The 17,373-nt window shown below is 69.4% G+C and carries 16 protein-coding genes and 2 tRNA genes; 12 read left to right on the top strand and 6 right to left on the bottom strand.

Annotation, left to right across the window (positions count from 1 at the left end; all coding sequences use genetic code 11):
• Window positions 1-654 precede the first annotated feature (654 nt).
• The 4 genes from ON30_RS06990 (at window position 655) to lysA (ending at window position 5,568) form a co-directional block, all read left to right on the top strand.
• Window positions 655-1,212 carry a PadR family transcriptional regulator gene (locus ON30_RS06990; protein ID WP_040705000.1) on the top strand — a complete coding sequence of 186 codons (558 nt, stop codon included), beginning with the start codon at window positions 655-657 and terminating at the stop codon, window positions 1,210-1,212.
• A gap of 13 nt (window positions 1,213-1,225) precedes the next feature.
• Complete coding sequence (locus tag ON30_RS06985) at window positions 1,226-3,256, top strand: NADPH-dependent 2,4-dienoyl-CoA reductase (RefSeq protein WP_040705041.1); 2,031 nt, start codon at window positions 1,226-1,228, stop codon at window positions 3,254-3,256.
• A gap of 30 nt (window positions 3,257-3,286) precedes the next feature.
• Window positions 3,287-4,090: a mycolate reductase gene (cmrA, locus tag ON30_RS06980; protein ID WP_040704999.1), complete on the top strand. Its 804-nt coding sequence runs from the start codon at window positions 3,287-3,289 to the stop codon at window positions 4,088-4,090.
• Between the two features lie 134 nt (window positions 4,091-4,224).
• A complete protein-coding gene (lysA, locus tag ON30_RS06975) occupies window positions 4,225-5,568 on the top strand; it encodes a diaminopimelate decarboxylase (protein WP_040704998.1) in 1,344 nt (447 codons plus the stop codon).
• A 216-nt stretch (window positions 5,569-5,784) separates the two neighbouring features.
• Here lysA and ON30_RS41670 read toward each other — a convergent pair whose 3' ends face one another.
• Together ON30_RS41670 and ON30_RS06965 are read right to left on the bottom strand one after the other, a co-directional pair.
• Window positions 5,785-7,431: a S8 family peptidase gene (locus tag ON30_RS41670; protein WP_051029017.1), complete on the bottom strand. Its 1,647-nt coding sequence runs from the start codon at window positions 7,429-7,431 to the stop codon at window positions 5,785-5,787.
• Window positions 7,432-7,523: 92 nt separating this feature from the next.
• Window positions 7,524-9,335 carry a helicase HerA-like domain-containing protein gene (locus ON30_RS06965; RefSeq protein WP_040704996.1) on the bottom strand — a complete coding sequence of 604 codons (1,812 nt, stop codon included), beginning with the start codon at window positions 9,333-9,335 and terminating at the stop codon, window positions 7,524-7,526.
• A 193-nt stretch (window positions 9,336-9,528) separates the two neighbouring features.
• Between ON30_RS06965 and orn the strand changes: the two genes are divergently transcribed.
• From orn to ON30_RS06950, 3 genes are all read left to right on the top strand, one after another.
• Window positions 9,529-10,182, top strand: a complete 654-nt coding sequence (gene orn, locus ON30_RS06960) for an oligoribonuclease (protein WP_040704995.1) — start codon at window positions 9,529-9,531, stop codon at window positions 10,180-10,182.
• Between the two features lie 55 nt (window positions 10,183-10,237).
• A tRNA-His gene (locus tag ON30_RS06955) sits at window positions 10,238-10,310 on the top strand.
• A gap of 213 nt (window positions 10,311-10,523) precedes the next feature.
• Window positions 10,524-10,817 (top strand): hypothetical protein, encoded by a 294-nt coding sequence (locus ON30_RS06950; protein WP_157183645.1) that lies wholly within the window; start codon window positions 10,524-10,526, stop codon window positions 10,815-10,817.
• A gap of 60 nt (window positions 10,818-10,877) precedes the next feature.
• On the opposite strand, the gene ON30_RS06945 is transcribed toward ON30_RS06950, so the two are convergent.
• Window positions 10,878-12,095 (bottom strand): L,D-transpeptidase, encoded by a 1,218-nt coding sequence (locus ON30_RS06945; RefSeq protein WP_040704993.1) that lies wholly within the window; start codon window positions 12,093-12,095, stop codon window positions 10,878-10,880.
• A 333-nt stretch (window positions 12,096-12,428) separates the two neighbouring features.
• Between ON30_RS06945 and ON30_RS06940 the strand changes: the two genes are divergently transcribed.
• The 3 genes from ON30_RS06940 to ON30_RS06930 all read left to right on the top strand — a co-directional run bounded on the left by ON30_RS06940 (window position 12,429) and on the right by ON30_RS06930 (window position 14,623).
• Window positions 12,429-12,501, top strand: a tRNA-Lys gene (locus ON30_RS06940).
• 1,096 nt (window positions 12,502-13,597) lie between these two features.
• On the top strand, window positions 13,598-14,221 hold the full coding sequence (locus ON30_RS06935) for a transglycosylase SLT domain-containing protein (RefSeq protein WP_040704992.1): 624 nt from the start codon (window positions 13,598-13,600) through the stop codon (window positions 14,219-14,221).
• 81 nt (window positions 14,222-14,302) lie between these two features.
• Window positions 14,303-14,623 (top strand): hypothetical protein, encoded by a 321-nt coding sequence (locus tag ON30_RS06930; RefSeq protein WP_051029016.1) that lies wholly within the window; start codon window positions 14,303-14,305, stop codon window positions 14,621-14,623.
• On the opposite strand, the gene ON30_RS06925 is transcribed toward ON30_RS06930, so the two are convergent.
• Entirely contained in the window at window positions 14,624-15,094 is a 471-nt protein-coding gene (locus tag ON30_RS06925; RefSeq protein ID WP_040704989.1) for a MarR family winged helix-turn-helix transcriptional regulator, read from the bottom strand.
• 284 nt (window positions 15,095-15,378) lie between these two features.
• Here ON30_RS06925 and ON30_RS06920 point away from each other — a divergent pair, with 284 nt between their 5' ends.
• Window positions 15,379-15,672: an excalibur calcium-binding domain-containing protein gene (locus tag ON30_RS06920; protein ID WP_040704988.1), complete on the top strand. Its 294-nt coding sequence runs from the start codon at window positions 15,379-15,381 to the stop codon at window positions 15,670-15,672.
• A gap of 69 nt (window positions 15,673-15,741) precedes the next feature.
• Here the strand turns inward: ON30_RS06920 and ON30_RS06915 are convergent, their stop codons facing one another.
• A complete protein-coding gene (locus ON30_RS06915; RefSeq protein WP_040705039.1) occupies window positions 15,742-15,963 on the bottom strand; it encodes a DUF3618 domain-containing protein in 222 nt (73 codons plus the stop codon).
• A gap of 137 nt (window positions 15,964-16,100) precedes the next feature.
• On the opposite strand from ON30_RS06915, the gene bcp reads away from it, so the two are divergent.
• Window positions 16,101-16,574, top strand: coding sequence for a thioredoxin-dependent thiol peroxidase (bcp, locus tag ON30_RS06910; protein WP_040705038.1), 474 nt, complete (start codon window positions 16,101-16,103; stop codon window positions 16,572-16,574).
• 29 nt (window positions 16,575-16,603) lie between these two features.
• Here the strand turns inward: bcp and ON30_RS06905 are convergent, their stop codons facing one another.
• A complete protein-coding gene (locus ON30_RS06905; protein ID WP_040704987.1) occupies window positions 16,604-17,332 on the bottom strand; it encodes a TetR/AcrR family transcriptional regulator in 729 nt (242 codons plus the stop codon).
• Window positions 17,333-17,373 lie beyond the last annotated feature (41 nt).

Below are 17,373 nucleotides of genomic sequence, written 5' to 3'. Positions count from 1 at the left end.
TACCGAGTGATCACCACTACGGCACAAGCGCTTCGCCCACCGGCCGACGAGACGGCGCGAACGGCGCTCGTCAGGCTCGCACCCGAGTGAAGGGCGTGGGGTGTGTTGCTTGCGGGGTTGTACCGGCAGGGCAGCGTGAGGTGGTGATGTTGCTTGGGGAGTTTGCCGTGCCGGCCGGTTTTGGTGGTGAGGTCGCCGGTGAGGTGTGGTGGGTCGGGAGTTGCCGGATTACGGGTCTCAGGGCGGTGTACCCGGTGTTTATTGGCCGCGACTCCGTCGCGGCGTGTTCGCGGCCCCTATGTCTCGTCGGCCGGCGGGCGAGACTCGCGCCTGCGGCGCATGCGCTTCGCCCGCCGGCCGACGAGACGGCCGCGAACGTCGCTCGTCGGGCTCGCTCCCGAGTGGGGGCGTGAGGCGGTGACGTTGCCTGAGGGGTGTACCGAGTGATCACCACTACGGTGCATGCGCTTCGCCCGTTGGACGACGAGACGGCCGCGAACGGCGTTCGTAAGACTCGCGCCCGAGTGGGGGGCGTGGGGTGGTGATGATGCTTGTGGGGGTGTACCGGGTGGTTGTGTCTGTGACCGGGAATGTCGCCATTTGATGCTATGCACCTAATTGCATAGTACCGGGTGTTACGGGTAGCGTGTCGGCATGGCCCTCGAGCACGCGCTACTGGTATCGCTGACCGAACGCGCGGGCTCGGGTTACGAACTGGCCCGGCGCTTCGACAAATCCATCGGGTACTTCTGGAACGCAACCCACCAGCAGATCTACCGCGTGCTCAAGCGGATGGAGGACGCGGGGTGGCTGGACGGCGAAACCGTTGCCCAGGAGGGCAAACCCGACAAGAAGGTCTATGCCGTCAACGCCGCGGGTCACGCCGAACTCGCGCGCTGGCTGGCCGAACCCACCAACACCGACATCCCGCGCAGCGAACTCGGCGTCAAGATCCGCGCCGCCGCGCACGGCGACATCGACGACCTGCTCGCCCAGGTGGCCCACCATCGCGCCCGGCACGCCGAACGGCTCGAGGTGTTCCGCCTGGTCGAGAAACGCGACTTCCCGGCGCCGGAACAGCTCTCCGGCACCGCCCTGCACCAGTACCTGGTCCTGCGCGGCGGCATCCGCGTGGAATCCGGGTTCATCGACTGGTGCGACGAGATCCTGCAAGCACTAGGACCGCGTGCGTCAGCCCCGCACCCGGAGTGACGGAGATTTCCCGATGAGCGCCTTCCCCCGCCTTTTCGAACCGCTCGAGGTCGGTTCGACCACCCTGCGCAACCGCGTGGTCATGGGATCGATGCACACCGGCCTCGAGGACCGGGCCTGGGACATCCACCGACTGGCGGCCTACTTCGCCGAACGCGCGAAGGGCGGTGTGGGTCTGATCATCACCGGCGGTTACGCCCCCAACCGCACCGGTTGGCTGCTGCCCTTCGGCGCGAAACTCACCACCCGCACCGAGGCGTACCGGCACCGGGCGATCACGAAGGCCGTGCACGAGGCGGGCGGCAAGATCGCGATCCAGATCCTGCACGCGGGCCGGTACTCGTATGTGCCCGGCAGTGTCTCGGCCTCCTCGATCAAAGCGCCCATCAACCCGTTCCGGCCGCGGTCGCTGTCGGCCAAGGGCGTGCGGCGGACCATCGAGGACTACGTCCGCTGCGCCGAACTGGCGAAGTTCGCCGGGTACGACGGCTGCGAGATCATGGGCGGCGAAGGCTATTTCATCAACCAGTTCCTCGCCCCGCGCACCAACAAGCGCACCGACGAATGGGGCGGCACACCGGCCAAACGCCGGAGGCTGGCCGTGGAGATCGTGCGCCGCACCCGCGCCGCCCTCGGCCCCGACTTCCTGCTGATCTTCCGGCTGTCGATGGCCGAACTGGTCGAGAACGGCCAGACCTTCGAGGAGATCCTGGACCTGGCCCGCGAACTCGAAGCCGCTGGCGCCGACATCCTCAACACCGATATCGGCTGGCACGAGGCCCGGGTGCCGACCATCGTGACCTCCGTGCCGCGCGCGGCGTTCGTGGAGTTCACCGCCAAGATCACCCGCGCGGTCGACATCCCGGTCTGCGCGTCCAACCGGATCAACATGCCCGAGATCGCCGAGGAGATCCTCACCCGCGGTGACGCGCAGTTGATCTCGCTGGCCCGCCCGCTGCTGGCCGACCCGGAATGGGCCAACAAGGCCGCGGCCGACCGGGTGGACGAGATCAACACCTGTATCGCCTGCAACCAGGCGTGCCTGGACCACGCGTTCCAGCACAAGACCGTCTCCTGCCTGCTCAACCCGCGCGCGGGCCACGAGACGCAGCTGACCTTGCTGCCCACCCGCCGCGCCAAACGGATCGCCGTCGTCGGGGCGGGGCCCGCCGGGCTGTCGGCGGCGGTCAACCTCGCCGAACGCGGCCACCGGGTCGACCTGTTCGAGGCCGAGGATCGCATCGGCGGCCAGTTCGACATCGCCCGCCGCATCCCCGGCAAAGAAGAATTCGACGAATCCCTGCGCTATTTCACCCGGATGCTGGAGATCACCGGCGTCACGGTGCGGTTGGGGACCAGGGCGAGCGCCGCGGACCTGATCGACGGCGGCTACGACGAAGTCGTCCTGGCCACCGGCGTCCGACCGCGCATCCCCGACATCCCCGGCATCGACCACCCGATGGTGCTGTCCTACGCCGAACTCGTGCGCGAGGCCAAACCGGTCGGCAAGCGGGTCGCCGTCATCGGCGCGGGCGGCATCGGCTATGACGTCAGCGAATACCTCACCGTCGAGGGCCACCCCACGCTCAAACTCGACGAGTGGAAACAGGAATGGGGCGTCGACGCCGATGACGAGCGGGTCCGCGGACAGCTCGCCGCACCGCGCCCCTCCCCCGCTGCCCGCGATGTCGTCCTGCTGCAACGCAAACCGGGGTCGTTCGGGGCCGGCCTGGGCAAGACCTCCGGTTGGGTGCACCGGGCGGCACTGCGCGCCAAGGGCGTCGAACAGGTCGGCGGCGTCAACTACGAGCGCATCGACGACCGCGGCCTGCACGTCAGTTTCGGGGAGAAACGCAAGCGGCCCCAGCTCATCCCGGTCGACAACGTCATCGTGTGCGCGGGCCAGGAATCGGTGCGCGACCTGGTCGAACCGCTACTCGCGGCGGGGCTGCGACCGCATCTGATCGGCGGCGCCGAAGTGGCCGCCGAACTCGACGCCAAACGGGCCATCGACCAGGGCACCAGGCTGGCGGCCCGGCTGTAGCGGCGCGCGGGCATCGCCTAGGCTCGCAGCGTGAGTCTGCCTTCCCCCACCTCGGACAATCGCGCGGTCGTCACCGGAGCCTCCTCCGGGATCGGCACCGCCCTTGCCGTCGAACTCGCGGCCCGCGGCTATTCGCTGATCCTCGTCGCCCGCCGCGGCGAACTGCTCGCCGATCTGGCGCAACGGCTCACCGAGCGGCACGGCGTCACCGCCGAGGTGCGCGCGGTCGACCTGTCCGATCGCGCGCAGCGCGCCCCCCTGGTCGAGGAACTGGCCGCCCGCGACATCGCGATCCTGTGCAACAACGCGGGCGTGGCGACCTTCGGCGCGGTCGCCGACCTCGATCCCGCCGTCGAGCGGTCGGTGATGGAACTCAACGCCGTCGCGGTGCACGACCTGAGCTTGGCGGTGCTGCCCGGCATGCTCGCGCGCGGTGGCGGCGGCATCCTGATCACCGGGTCCGCGGCGGGCAACATGCCGATCCCGAACAACGCCACCTACGCGGCGTCCAAGGCGTTCACCAACAGCTTCTCCGAATCGCTGCGCGGTGAGTTGCGCGGGCGGGGCGTGCACGTCACGCTGCTGGCCCCCGGCCCGGTGCGCACCGACAACCCCGAGCAGACCGAGGCGTTCGTCTCCGACAACAAGGTTCCCGAGTTCATCTGGGTCTCCGCCGAGCACACCGCGAAACTGTCGCTGGACGCGCTGGCCCGCAACAAGATGCGCGTGGTCCCCGGCCTGCTCGGCAAGGGGATGAGCGTCGCGGGCCAGTACGCGCCGCGCGCGGTGTCCGCGCCGATCGCCGGCGCGCTGTACCGCCGCCTGGGCAACTGAGGCCCGTCGCGAAAGCGTCCGGATGGGCGCGCCGAGCGTCAGGGTTCCGTCAACGGCGGGTCCACCGGCGGGCAGCGGCGCGATCCTGACAACGACCCCGCATACCGAACGGCGGGGACGCCCCAGGAGACACCGTGACGCTGCTCGAGATCTTTCCGTCGCTGCGATCGGGAACACCCCCGCGCCTGGACGCGGCCGTCTGGCCGCGCGAGACGCACTACGACGACGAGGGCCGGGTCACCGTCGGCTCGGTCGCGCTGGCCGATATCGCCGACCACTACGGCACGCCCACCTACGTCCTGGACGAGACGGAGGTCCGTGCCCGGTGCCGCGCCTATCGCGCGGTCTTCCCCGAGGCGCGGATCGCCTACGCGGGCAAGGCGCTGATGATCCGCGCGGTCGCGTCCTGGGTCGCCGAGGAGGGCCTGTGGGTCGACGTGTGCTCCTCGGGAGAACTGGCCCTCGCCCTGGCCGCCGGGGTGCCGCCGCGCCGGATCATCGTGCACGGCAACGGTAAGACCTGCGACGAACTCCGCGCGGCGGTGCGGGCGGGCGTCGGCCGGATCGTCGTCGACTCGCCCGCCGAGATCACCCTGCTCAGCGCGCTCGCCACCACCCCGGTAGACGTGCTGCTGCGCCTCTCGCCCGGCATCGACGTCCACGGTCACCCGGCGGTCCACACCGGCGTGCTCGACCAGAAATTCGGCTTCCCCCTCGGCTCCGAGGCCGCCGCCGACGCGGTCGCCAGGGTGCTGCGGCAGCCGAACCTGCGCCTGGTCGGACTGCACTGTCACCTCGGCTCGCAGATCCACGACCCCGACCACTACGGCGAAGCCGTGCGCCGCCTGGTCGCCGAGATGGCCGTGATCCGGCGCGAGCACGGCGTCCTGCTCACCGAACTCGACCTCGGCGGCGGACACGCGGTCGCCTACCGGCCAGGCGACGCCGAACTTAACCTGACCGAACTCGCCCAGGTCCTCGAGGACGCGCTCGACGCGGCCTGCGCGCGACAGCACTTCCCGCGCCCGGTGCTCATCCTCGAACCGGGACGCGCGATCGTCGCCCGCGCGGGCGTCACGCTCTACCGGGTCGTCTCGGTCAAACACGTCGAGGGCGGCCACACCTACGTGACCGTCGACGGCGGCATGGGCGACAACCCGCGAGTGGCCCTCTACGGCGCGCGCTACGACGTCGTCGTCGCCAATCGACACCCCTGCGGTCCGCAGATGACCGCCACCGTCGCGGGCCGCTTCTGCGAGGCGGGCGACGTCTTGGCCGCCGACGTGCGACTACCCGTCGACCTGCGCGCGGGCGAGGTGCTGGCCGTGCCGTGCACCGGCGCGTACCACCACAGCCTCGCCTCCACCTACAACAGCGTCGGCCGACCGCCGATCATCGCGGTCGCGGACGGTCGCGCGCGGGAGTTGGTGCGGCGCGAGACCGTCGAAGACCTGCTGCGCCGCGACATCGCGGTCTGACGACGTGGCACCACACCGCTACGACTCCTCGATCGAGGCTGCGATCCGGACGCGGGACGGTGCGCCCGGCCACCGAGCGTGCCCACACGGCGAGCGAGCGTGCGCACACGGCCCCGCGCTGCGCGCCGGGCCAGACCACACGGCGAGCGGCGCTGCACGCAGGAAAACGGGCCTCGGCGCACGGCGACGGGCTTGTCCGCCGGAGTGCGACGCGACTCAGACCACCGGCACCGGGTCGGCCGCGGCGGCGGCGCGGACCGCGGCCAGCGCGTCCACCCGCCCGTAGCCGTACTTCGGGCTGTGTCCGGTGGCGTCGTACTCGCCGCCTTCCGGATCGATGCGGACACAGGTGTTCTTCAACAGGTTCCGCACCCGGTCGGGTGTCAGTTCCGGCCGCACCGACAGCATCAGCGCCACCACGCCCGCCGCGCCCGGGCACGCGCTCGAGGTGCCGCCGAAGCTGCCGGTGAACTGGCCCGCCGGGTCGCCGTCGCCGTTGCGGCCGGTGTTGTAGCCGTCGCGGCCGTGCCGGTCCACGGTCCAGATGCCGGTGGTCAGCGGCGGCGGGTGTCCGAAGGGCTCGTGACCCATGTCGCTGCTCGGGAACGCGCACCACACCGCGCGCCCGAAATCGCTGTACACGCTGCGCTTTCCGGTGTCGTTGCAGGCGGCGACCGCCAGCACCAGCGGCGAACTCGCGTAGCCGTCGTTGTCGACCGACTCGTTGCCGTTGCCCGCGGCGAACAGCACCACGCACCCGCGCCCGCCGCGCCCTTTCGTGACCGCGTACTCGATGGCGAGTCGGGTGCTCGCCGGCATCCGCACCACGCGGTCGTGCTCGGGGTCCTGCGGGCGGAACCACGCGCCGTCGGCCGGACCCCAACTGCACGAGATGACGTCCGCGCCGTGCTCGGCCGCCCATCGGAACGCCTGCGCCTCGGCCTGCGAGCCCAGACCGGACACCAACCGGATCGGCATCAGCGCGGACTCCGGCGCGACACCCGAGGCGCCGACGGTCCCGTTGGCGCAGGCCACCCCGGCACAGGCGGTGCCATGGTTGTCGCCCGCGTCGGGTCCGGTGCCGAAGGCGTCCTTGGGGCGCGGATCATCGACGCCCAGGGTGACATCGCGCGGCGCGACGATCTTCGTCGCGCCGGCGAACTCGGGATGATCGACGTCGACGCCGTCGTCCACCACGGCCACGGTGATTCCCGCGCCGCGCGTGATCGCGTGCGCCGCAGCGACTCCCGCGTGCGCGTCGACCACGACGCCGCCGATGGTCGTGCGGTCCAGATGCCACTGCCGCGGGAACACGGTCTTGCGTGCCCGCGGCCGGATCAGCTCGGGATGGCTGTAGCGCACGTCCGCGCGGGCGAGCAGATCGGCGGCGATGTCGAAGACCCGCAGTCCGGTCCCTTCCGGCGCGGCCGCGAAATAGGCGTTCTCCGCGTAGGTCACCTCGTCCTTGACGGTCAGTCCGGCGGCGGCGAGCAGTTCCCGACACCGCGCCCGCGTGACCTCGGGAACGAACTGGACGAAGACGTTCTCGGTGTAGAGCACCGGTTCCGCCGACCCGGGAGCGACCAGAACGTGGCCGGCGAAACGGATCTCGGGCGCGGCCCGCAGCACCCGCTTGCGCTGCTCGACCGACGATTCGGCGGGCAACCGGTACACCTCCACCCCGGCCTCCGGATAGCCGACGACGAACCGCGCGTCGTCGAGTTCGGCGCTCAGCGGCGTGCGCACCGACCCGATCCGGCGCGGCACGCCGGGGCCGGAGCGGGCGCGCACCACGATCAGATCCGGGCTGCGCACCAACTCGAAACCCGGCTCGTCCTTCGTCCCGAAATTCGCGATGGGCACCGTGACTCCCTCCGACAGGCCGTGGTCGCCGGCGAGATGGCCGACCTGCCGAATGTAGCCGTCGCGCAGGACCTATCGCCGCGCGCGGGCGCCTAGCGCCGCTTGCGGGTGCCGAACAGGCTGCGGCTGATCTCGCGGCCCGCCGCGCTCGCCGCCGAACGCAGGAAACTCTTCACCGCCGGATTGCGCATGATGCGCTCGGCGGCCGAATCCTCCTCGGCCGTCGGACGACCCGGCACGGGCGGCGCCTGCGCGGCCGGTTCGGCGGCCGCCTCGATCTTGCGGCTCAGGATCTCGTAGGCCGACTCCCGATCGATGCTGTGCCTGTACTTGGCCGCCAACGCGCTGGTCAACGCCGCCGAGCGGATGGCGTCCGCGCCGATCGCCTCCATCAGCGAGCGCGGCGGCGCGATCCTGGTCCAGGCCACCGGGGTCGGCGCGCCGTGCTCGGAGAGCACCGTCACGATCGCCTCACCGGTGCCCAACGAGGTCAGCGCCTGCTCCAGGTCGTAGATCGAGGTCTTCGGATAGGTGCGCACCGTCTTGGACAGCGCCTTCTGATCGTCGGGGGTGAACGCGCGCAACGCGTGCTGGATCCGCGCGCCCAACTGCGAGAGCACCGGATTCGGGATGTCGGTGGGCAACTGGGTGCAGAACAACACCCCGACGCCCTTGGAACGGATCAGCTTCACCGTCTGCTCGACCTGGTCCAGGAACGCCTTCGAGGCGTCCGAGAACAGCAGGTGGGCCTCATCGAAGAGGAACACCAGCTTCGGCCGATCGATGTCGCCGACCTCGGGCAGGGTCTGGAACAGATCGGCCAGCACCCACATCAGGAACGTGGAGAACATCACCGGCCGGGCGGCCTGCGCGCCCAACTCGAACAGCGTGATCACGCCCCGCTCCCCCGAGAGGCGCACCAGATCCGCCGGGTCGAGTTCCGGTTCGCCGAAGAACGTCTGCCCGCCCTCGGCCTCCAGATTCACCAGCGCCCGCAGGATCACCCCCGCCGTCGCCGCCGACACCCCGCCGATCCCCTTCAGGTCCTGTTTGCCCTCGGGACTGGTCAGGTGGGTGATGACCGCCCGCAGATCCTTCAGATCCAGCAGCGCCAACCCCTGGCTGTCGGCCCAGTGGAAGATCAACCCCAACGTGGACTCCTGGGTCTCGTTCAGGCCGAGCACCTTGCTCATCAGGACCGGACCGAACGAGGTCACCGTCGCGCGGATCGGCACGCCCACACCGTCGGCGCCCAGCGAGACGAATTCGGTGGGAAAAGCGGTGGGCGTCCAGTCCGACGCGCCGGTCTCGGCCGCGCGGGCCGTGATCCGGTCGTCGGCGACCCCCGGACGCGACAATCCCGCCAGATCGCCCTTCACATCGGCCAGCACCACCGGGACGCCCGCCGCCGACAACTGCTCCGCGATCCCCTGGAGGGTCTTGGTCTTACCGGTGCCCGTCGCGCCCGCGACCAAGCCGTGCCGGTTGAGCGTGGCCAGCGGAATCCGCACGCGCGCCGACGGGTCGACCCGCCCGTCCACGACCACCGTCCCCAATTCCAGCGCCGCGCCCGTCACCGCGTAACCGTCGGCGATCTCCCGAGCCAAGGTCGCGTCCGCGGCCGCGAGGTCGGCTTCGGCCGCGCTGCGCCGCTCATCCGCCGCGCCCGCGTCCTCCGACGCCCGTTCTGCCTGTTCGGCGGCCCGCACCGCGCCGATCCCGTCCACCCCGGTCGCGACCGCCGCCTCTTGGGCGAGCAGGTCCCGCTCGGCCGCCTCGGCGGCGGCCTGCGCCTCGGCGGCCTTGCGCGCCGCCTCCAACGCCGCCGCCCGGGCGGCCTGCGCCTTCTCCCGCGCCGAGGACGCGCCCGTCTCCTGCCGATCCGCCGCGGAATCCTCGCTCATGGCACGTCCTCCGTGTGGTTCTCGCTCCCGCGTGCGCGGGATTCGTCGTCGTGGGAAACGCCGTGGAACACAACCTGGGCCGAACTTCCCCGAAAGCCTATCCCCGCCGATATCGGTACCGGCGCTCACCGACCCGGTGACGCCCGCCGCGACTTGGCTCGCCCGACAAATCGAACCCAGTAAGGTGTCCCGGGTGTCGGACAAACTTGTGGTGTGGATGGATTGTGAAATGACGGGGCTGCGCCTCGACAGCGACAAACTGATCGAGGTCGCCGCGCTGGTGACCGACAGCGATCTCAACATCCTCGGCGACGGCGTGGACATCGTGATCCACGCCGACGACGAGGCGCTGGCCGCGATGCCCGCGGTGGTCGCCGACATGCACGCGCGCTCCGGGCTGACCGAGGAGGTCCGCCGGTCCACCGTCACCCTGGCCGAAGCCGAACAACAGGTCCTCGACTATGTCCGGCAATTCGCGCCCGCGCCGGGAACTGTTCCGCTGGCCGGAAATTCGATCGCCACCGACCGCGGATTCATCGCCAGGGACATGCCCGCACTCGACACCCATCTGCACTACCGGATGATCGATGTCAGTTCCATCAAGGAACTGTGTCGCCGCTGGTATCCGCGCATCTATTTCGGTCAGCCGGAAAAGGGTCTGACCCACCGCGCGCTCGCCGATATCAAGGAATCCATCCGCGAACTCGAGTACTACCGGCGCACCGCGTTCGTGACCGCACCCGGCCCCTCCACCACCGAGATCGCCGCCGTCGCGAACGAACTCGCCCGCGCCGCCGACAAAGACCGGCTCACCTCGCGCGAAGGCGGCGCACCGGACGCCGATTAGGGTTCGGCCGGGGTGACACGCTAGTATCGAGCGCGCCGGTGATTCGCCGGCGATGGTGAGTGTAGTTCAGTTGGTAGAGCACCAGGTTGTGATCCTGGCTGTCGCGGGTTCGAGTCCCGTCACTCACCCCGAGAGGCCCAGGTCGGCACCCCCGACCTGGGCCTCCTTCGTTTCTCCGGGTCCGCCCTGTGCTGTGTCACTGTGTACGGTCCGCTCGGGTGTGCTGTGAAACGCAAGATGGCCAGAAAGTGGTACAGATCGCCGTGGGGTCCGTAGACTTCCGTCGCGGGCGAAGCCGTGTCGCCCGCTCATTGTGCGACCAGAAAGACAGCAAGTTCGTGATGCGTTCCGCGGTCATCGCCGCTCTTGTCGGAGCGGGCTCACTGCTCGGCTCCTCCGCCGCCACGGCGGCTGTTGTCGCCCCCGTCGTCGATTCCGGGTCAGGATCGGTCACCACGGGGTTCTCCGCGGGGTCCTCCGGGGGCGCGACCACCACCGGGTCCGGTGACTCGGGGTCCGCGCCGGGCCTGGAACGGCTCATCTTCGGCGGTCCGCTGCTGTGCGCGGCGATCGGCAGCGCCATGAACGCCAATCTCACCTGCCCGGGCACCCCGGGGCCGAACATCCCCGACTGACACCGGCCGACGAAAAAGGCTCCCCGCGCCGCGCGCGAGGAGCCTTTTCTCGTCTCCGGATCAGCCGATGTCGGCGTTGCCCGCCTTCCATTCCGGCCACGGGATGTTCCAGTCGCCGAGGCCGTCCACGCCGGACAGCGTGCCGCCCACGGTGTTCTTGACGATGGTGATGTCGCCGCGCTTGGCGTTCTGGAACACCCACTGCGCGTCGGCCGGACTCAGGTTCAGGCAGCCGTGGCTGGTGTTGGAGTAGCCCTGCGCGCCCACCGACCACGGCGCGGAGTGGAAGAAGATGCCGCTGTAGGACAGTCGCGTCGCGAAGTCGACCGGCGTGCGGTAGCCGTCGGCGGAGTTCACCGCGACACCGTAGGTCGAGGAGTCCATGATGATCTTCTCGTGCCGGTCGGCGACGATGTAGATCCCGTTGTCGGTGGGCGTGCTGTCCTTGCCCATCGAGGTCGGCATGGTCTTGACGACCTGGCCGTTCTGCTCGACCACGACCTGCTTGGTGTTGTCGTCGGCGGTGAACACCGTCGCGTCGCCGATGACGAAGTGCGAGGTCAGATTGTCCTGGCCGTAGAGGCCGTTGCCGAGGTTCTTGCCGTAGACGTTGACGTTGATGGTGACCTTGGTGCCCGGGGTCCAGAAATGTTCGGGCCGCCAGCGCACCTCGCGATTGTTCACCCAGTAGAACGCGCCCTCCACCGCGGGCTCGGTGGTGATCTCGATGGCGTCCTGGGCGGCCTTGCGGTCGGGGATGTTCTCATCGAACTGCACCGCCACCGGCTGACCGATGCCGACCACTTCGCCCTCGCCGGGGATCAGGTACGGGTGGGTCTGGTTCTGCGGGGAACTGGTGGTGAAGCGCAGCGACGTGGAGTTCGCGCCGCCGAGGCCGATCGCCTGCGCGGTGAGGGTGTAGGTCTTGCCGTAGCCGAGGACCTCGGTGGTCTCCCAACTGCGCCCGTCGGCGGCGAGCTTGCCCGCCACCGGCTGGTTCTGCGGGTTGACCAACGTCACAGTGGTGAACTGCCCGTCCTCCACGGCGAACTTCATCGGCATGCCGGGCGACACGCCGACGTCACCGTCCTTGACCGGGGACATGAGCTTGGGCTTGATCAACTCGGTGATCGGGTTCCGATCGATCGCCACGGCCGTGGCCGAATTGTCCTGTGTGGATGAACACGCCGACAGCGCGAGCGTGAGCACCGCGAGCAAGGCGACCGGTGCGGCCAGTGCGCGCATCGATCGACCGGCTCTACCTCGACCAACGCTCATAATCAACCCCGTTTCACATCACGACGTCCTGCGCAGACGCCGATGGCTTCGGATCCAACCGAAATAAATTGCGCTCAACCCACCGCGCCGGCGGGATCGGTCGAGGCCACGACCAACATTGTGCCGGCCGAGCGGGACCCGTTCCAAGGCGAAAGTCATACCGCCCGAATCGGACCTCACCCCGGTAGATCAACGCGACGGCGGTCGGTGTTAACACCGACGCGCCCGGATGTGAACAGTGCCGCACACCGCGTGTTCGGCCCGCTCAGCAGGCGATTTCACTTCTGCGCCCTCCGCCTGTTACTGTTTGTCCCGCACCGGAACACGGGGCAAGCGCCATTAGCTCAATTGGCAGAGCAGCTGACTCTTAATCAGCGGGTTCGGGGTTCGAGTCCCTGATGGCGCACACTTCACAACCTCCCGTCACCAGCGGAAACGCGGTGGTCACTCCCGATTCGTGTCGCTCGTCGATATCGCTGATCTCGAAGCATACGAAATCCCGACCGTTCGGTTCGCACTGCCGCCCATGCTGCGCCGAAATCGTGATCTCTCCCGGACATCGACATGGCCCTCAGCTTTCCGAGCCGGTGAAAACCACTGTGCCGCACGTCATCCCCGTACGGTCGTAGTCTCCGCCCGCGTCGCCGGCACCGCTTGCGTCCATCCGACGCCACCACCTGCGCCCGCCCGACGCGCTGGCCGCCCTTCGGGACGTCCCTCCCCCACGCGCCCACGCCGAGGGACACCCGGCCTGTCACGGTGACGTCGGCGGCTCCCGCAACCGGCCACACGGCCGCTCCGCGGACCGCCCACAGGTCCCGGCGGGTGTAGCCCAGGTCACGATCACCGTTATCCGGGCGCTCGCGGCACGGTACGGACTCGGCACCGTAACGGCATGGTGACCGCGCGACATCAGCAATCACAAAACGGACAGCCTTTTCGGGCAATCGACGGGCAAATGGCGCGCGTCACGCGGAAAGTTCTGTGATGTGGGCCACATAAGGTTTAGTGGCAAACCCCCTGCATAAGCCCCTGGTTTTGTTCTCAACCTGGGCTTTCCAAGATCGCCAGCACCTTGGATTAACTTTTCGTTCACCCTGCGTTCAACTACCGTGACCATTCTGCAATCAGGTCGTTGAACAGACCTGAGGTTTGGTTGGACCGAGGAGTTATCAACTCGCATTCGGGAAAACGGCCGCAGGAGCCCGCAAGGACTTCCTATCGGTCGCTGAGTGTATCCGGCGCTCGGATACTCGATCCCCACCCTCCGCCTGAATCCACCTCGTCGTGGAGTTCCCGAAGCGGGAACGCGCGGAGCGCGCAGGCAGACACCCGCCGCAAGAACGGCGTGCTGTCAGGGAGGCATTCGCCCCCTCACAAAAAAATCACACAACAGCACATCTGCTCGAACGGTGAGTGTCCGCCCGACGGCGCTCGCCCCTGATCGACGCTGCCCATCCACGGCCGATCGGTACCAAGTCCCCGAAGAAGGAATCATCGCAATGCTCGCAGGACGCTTTTCTCGTATTCGCCGCACCACCGCCCGCGAAGGCTTCACCTTCGCCGTGGCCGCCGCGGGGATCATTGCCGTCGCGGCCTCCTCCGCCGTGTCGATGGCCGATGAGAGCGCCTCCGCTCGCCCCGCCGTCGTCGCCGACGAACAGCCCGTGGCCGCCGTGCAGGCTGCCGCCCCCGCGCCCGCCGCCGAGGCGATCGCGGCTCCCGCCCCCGAGGCGGCCCCGGCGCCCGCTCCCGAGGCGGTCCCCGCCCCGATGCCGGCCCCCGCTCCGCCCGCCCCGGTCTACGCCGACAACCTCGACGGCTGGATCCGTCAGGCGCTCGACATCATGTCCGCCAAGGGCATCCCGGGCACCTACGAGGGCATCCACCGCAACATCATGCGCGAGTCCACCGGCAACCCCCAGGCCATCAACCTGTGGGACTCCAACGCCGCGATGGGCATCCCGTCCAAGGGCCTGCTCCAGGTGATCGACCCCACCTTCGCCGCCTACCACGTGGAAGGCACCGCGTTCGACGTGTGGAACCCGGTCTCCAACATCGTCGCGGCCTGCAACTACGCCGCGCACCGCTACGGCTCGATGGACAACGTCAACAGCGCGTACTGATCCGTCATCCCCGGCATTCCGACCCCCGGACCGATCGCACCCGATCGGGACCGGGGGTCGGCCCCGTCTAGGATCACCGCCGTGGCCGATTACGCGCACACCGACGCGTCGGTCAGCCGCCGCGCCGAGAAGGCGCGCCGCTTGGCCGCTTACCTGTGGGACCGCGACATCGACGCGGCCGAACTGCTCGCCCTGCCCGCCGCCGCCCGGCGCAAGCTGGCCAGGGCCGCGGACACCAATCCGCCGAGCACGGAAGAGACCTGGACCGCGGTCGCGGATCTGCTGACCGAGAAGTCGGCGTGGGCGCTGCGCAACCCCGATCATCCCGCGACCGGTCGCCCGCACGCCGCGGAGAAGATCCTCTGGGTCAAACCGCCGGTCAAGCCGTGGGCGGCGGACTGATCAGCGCGCGCCGTCCAGCGTCGAGGCCTGTTCGGCCTGCGGGACGACACGGTCGGCGAAGGAGCGCAGCGATTCGGCTTCCTCGGCGGTCATCGGTTCGATGAACAGCGCGCGCACCAATTCGACGTGGTTGGGCGCGGCCCGTTCGATGGCCTCGCGGCCGTGCGGGGTGAGCCGGACCAGGATGCCCCTGGCGTCGTCGGCGGCGGGGGTGCGCTCCACCAGACCGCGAGAGGCCATGCGCGCCAGATGTTTCGAGAGTCTGCTCTTCTCCCAGCACACCTCGGCGGCCAGATCCTTGGCGCGCAGACAGTCACCGGGTGCGGCCGAGAGCGCGACGAGCAGTTCGTAGTCGGCCCAGGACAGGCCGTCGCGCGCCAACCCGGCGGCCAGCGCCGCGTCCAACCGCTGCCGCAGCCGCACATAGGCCTGCCAGGTCCGCTGCTCGTCATCGCTCAACCACTGCACCACGAGATTGATCCTAACCCTCATTTAGTTGACATGGACACTAACGGTCGGACCACGGCCCATGTCCACGATCCCCCGAACGCCCGGTCCGGTCGCGCCCCCGGATACCCCGGCCGCGCGGACACCGTGACGCACACCTCCCGACAACCGGCGCGCGGTCGCGAAACCGCCCGCGCGGCCCTCGATCCCGGACCGCGCGGTTGACAAGTGGACGGCACGTCACGAAGGTGGAGGCGGCGTCGCCCGACCCAGACGCCACAACCATCACAGCAGACACAGAGGAATTCATGAACGTTCGCCGGCTCACCGTCAGCGCCGCCGCGGCGGGGTTGACCCTGCTCGCGGCCCCGGTCGCCATGGCCGTCCCCACCGGTTCGGCGGGGACGGGCTCCTCCGCCATCGACACCGGCGTGGCCGCGACCGGTTCGGCCGGTCTCACCCAGACCGGTTCCGCGGGAGGCGCCTTCAACAACTGCGACGACGCCCGAGCGGCAGGTCGCGCCCCCTTGTTCCGCGGCGAGCCCGGCTACGGACCGCACCTGGATCCCGACGGCGACGGATTCGCCTGCCCGACGGTCTGATACCACCGAAAACGAGAACACCCGGTGTGGCGAATGCGCCGCACCGGGTGTTTTTTGTTCGGGGTTCGGTCAGCGGAACAGCTTGACCAGCACCAACCCGACCACGACCGCTCCCGCGCCGATCAGGCTGTACTTGATCTTCGGCTCGTTCAGCTTGGCCACCACCAGATGCTTGGTGTCGTTCGCGATCCGCTGCGGATCGGCGCGCACCGCGATCTCGTCGAGCGTGCTCGCGAGCCGGGCGCGGGCCTCCTCGATGTCCCGCTCGATCCGCTCGGTATCCCTTGCCACGTAACTGTCCTCCTGTCGGATTGGCGTGCCGCCGGGCACGGACCTGGCGTGCGAGCCGAGCAGTCCGCGCGTCACCGGGGCTCGGCACGAGTGTATCGGGCCGCTCGATGTCGGCCCGGTCGGTTACCGTGCAGGGCGTGACCGACAACCAACGACTCTCCCCCGGCGACACCGCCCCCGCGTTCACGCTGCTCGACGCCGACGGCGCGGAGGTCTCGCTCGCCGACTACCGCGGCCGCAAGGTGATCGTCTACTTCTACCCCGCTGCGAGCACGCCGGGCTGCACCAAGCAAGCCTGCGACTTCCGCGACAACCTCGCCGACCTCGAGGGCGCCGGTCTGGCCGTACTCGGCATTTCCCCCGACAAGCCCGCCAAGCTGGCCAAGTTCCGCGACGCGGAGAAGCTCACCTTCCCGCTGCTGTCGGATCCGGACAAGCAGGTGCTCGCCGCGTGGGGCGCGTTCGGCGAGAAGACCATGTACGGCAAGACGGTCAAGGGCGTGATCCGCTCCACCTTCCTGGTCGACGAACAGGGCCGCATCGAGGTCGCCCAGTACAACGTGCGCGCGACAGGTCACGTCGCCAAGCTGCGTCGCGACCTGTCGGTCTGAGTTTCGCGCCGCGGTGAGTCGGGCGCGGCTCACCGCAGGGTGCGGACGTGGTCCTCGTATCCGTCCAGCATCCGGTCCAGGCCGAACTCGAAATCGGCCTTGACCCAGTCGATGTCGTCCTCGAAGGACGGGTCCGCGCGGAACGCCGCCGCCACGTTCGGGAAGCGCGCCGGATCGATCAGCCGGACCAGCGCGTCGGCGGCGGGATCATCCTCGACGTCCCCGACGTCGAGTCCGCGCGCCACCCGCATCCGGCCCATGACGTAGAAGGTCAGGTTCATGACCAATTGGAGCCGAACCTGCACCGGGATGCCGGTCTCGGCCAGCACCCCGAGTCCCGCCTCCAGCCACGCGATGTTGTTGGGTCCCATGGGCGGGCCGATGAGCGGGATGTCCAGCCACCAGGGGTGCCGCGCGATGGCCTCGTATTCGGCGACCGCCCACCCGCGCAGTCCGGTCCGCCACGATGCGCCCGGCTCGACGGCGGGCGGCGGCCCGATCACCCAGTCCAGGAGCAGGTCGACCAGGGTCTGCTTGCTGTCGACGTAGCGGTAGAGCGACATGGCCGTGAAGCCGAGGTGCTTGGCCACCCGGCCCATGGACAGCGCCTGATAGCCCTCGGCGTCGGCCACTTCCACCGCCGCTTCGAGGATGCGCTCGAGGCTGAGTCCCCGCTTGGGACCGCGTCCGCCCGGGGTGTCCAATCCCCACAGCAACGCCAGTGACCTGGGGACTTCGGTGTTGTCGGACTCGGTCATCGACGGTCCCGTCTCCTCTCCTGGGTAGCGGACTCCCGCCC

Origin of the sequence: Nocardia takedensis NBRC 100417 (genome assembly GCF_000308695.1) — a bacterium.
Taxonomy (GTDB): domain Bacteria; phylum Actinomycetota; class Actinomycetes; order Mycobacteriales; family Mycobacteriaceae; genus Nocardia; species Nocardia takedensis.
The sequence above is the reverse complement of the archived record's forward strand: the minus strand, read 5'-3'. Positions and strand labels throughout refer to the sequence as shown.

What these genes read in the sequence shown, in the direction of transcription:
- ON30_RS06950 (WP_157183645.1), top strand. Translation starts at nt 10,524, where the DNA reads ATGCGTTCCGCGGTCATCGCCGCTCTTGTCGGAGCGGGCTCACTGCTC.
- ON30_RS06985 (WP_040705041.1), top strand. Translation starts at nt 1,226, where the DNA reads ATGAGCGCCTTCCCCCGCCTTTTCGAACCGCTCGAGGTCGGTTCGACC.
- ON30_RS06935 (WP_040704992.1), top strand. Translation starts at nt 13,598, where the DNA reads ATGCTCGCAGGACGCTTTTCTCGTATTCGCCGCACCACCGCCCGCGAA.
- ON30_RS06905 (WP_040704987.1), bottom strand. Translation starts at nt 17,332, where the DNA reads ATGACCGAGTCCGACAACACCGAAGTCCCCAGGTCACTGGCGTTGCTG.
- ON30_RS06990 (WP_040705000.1), top strand. Translation starts at nt 655, where the DNA reads ATGGCCCTCGAGCACGCGCTACTGGTATCGCTGACCGAACGCGCGGGC.
- ON30_RS06920 (WP_040704988.1), top strand. Translation starts at nt 15,379, where the DNA reads ATGAACGTTCGCCGGCTCACCGTCAGCGCCGCCGCGGCGGGGTTGACC.
- ON30_RS06945 (WP_040704993.1), bottom strand. Translation starts at nt 12,095, where the DNA reads ATGAGCGTTGGTCGAGGTAGAGCCGGTCGATCGATGCGCGCACTGGCC.
- ON30_RS06965 (WP_040704996.1), bottom strand. Translation starts at nt 9,335, where the DNA reads ATGAGCGAGGATTCCGCGGCGGATCGGCAGGAGACGGGCGCGTCCTCG.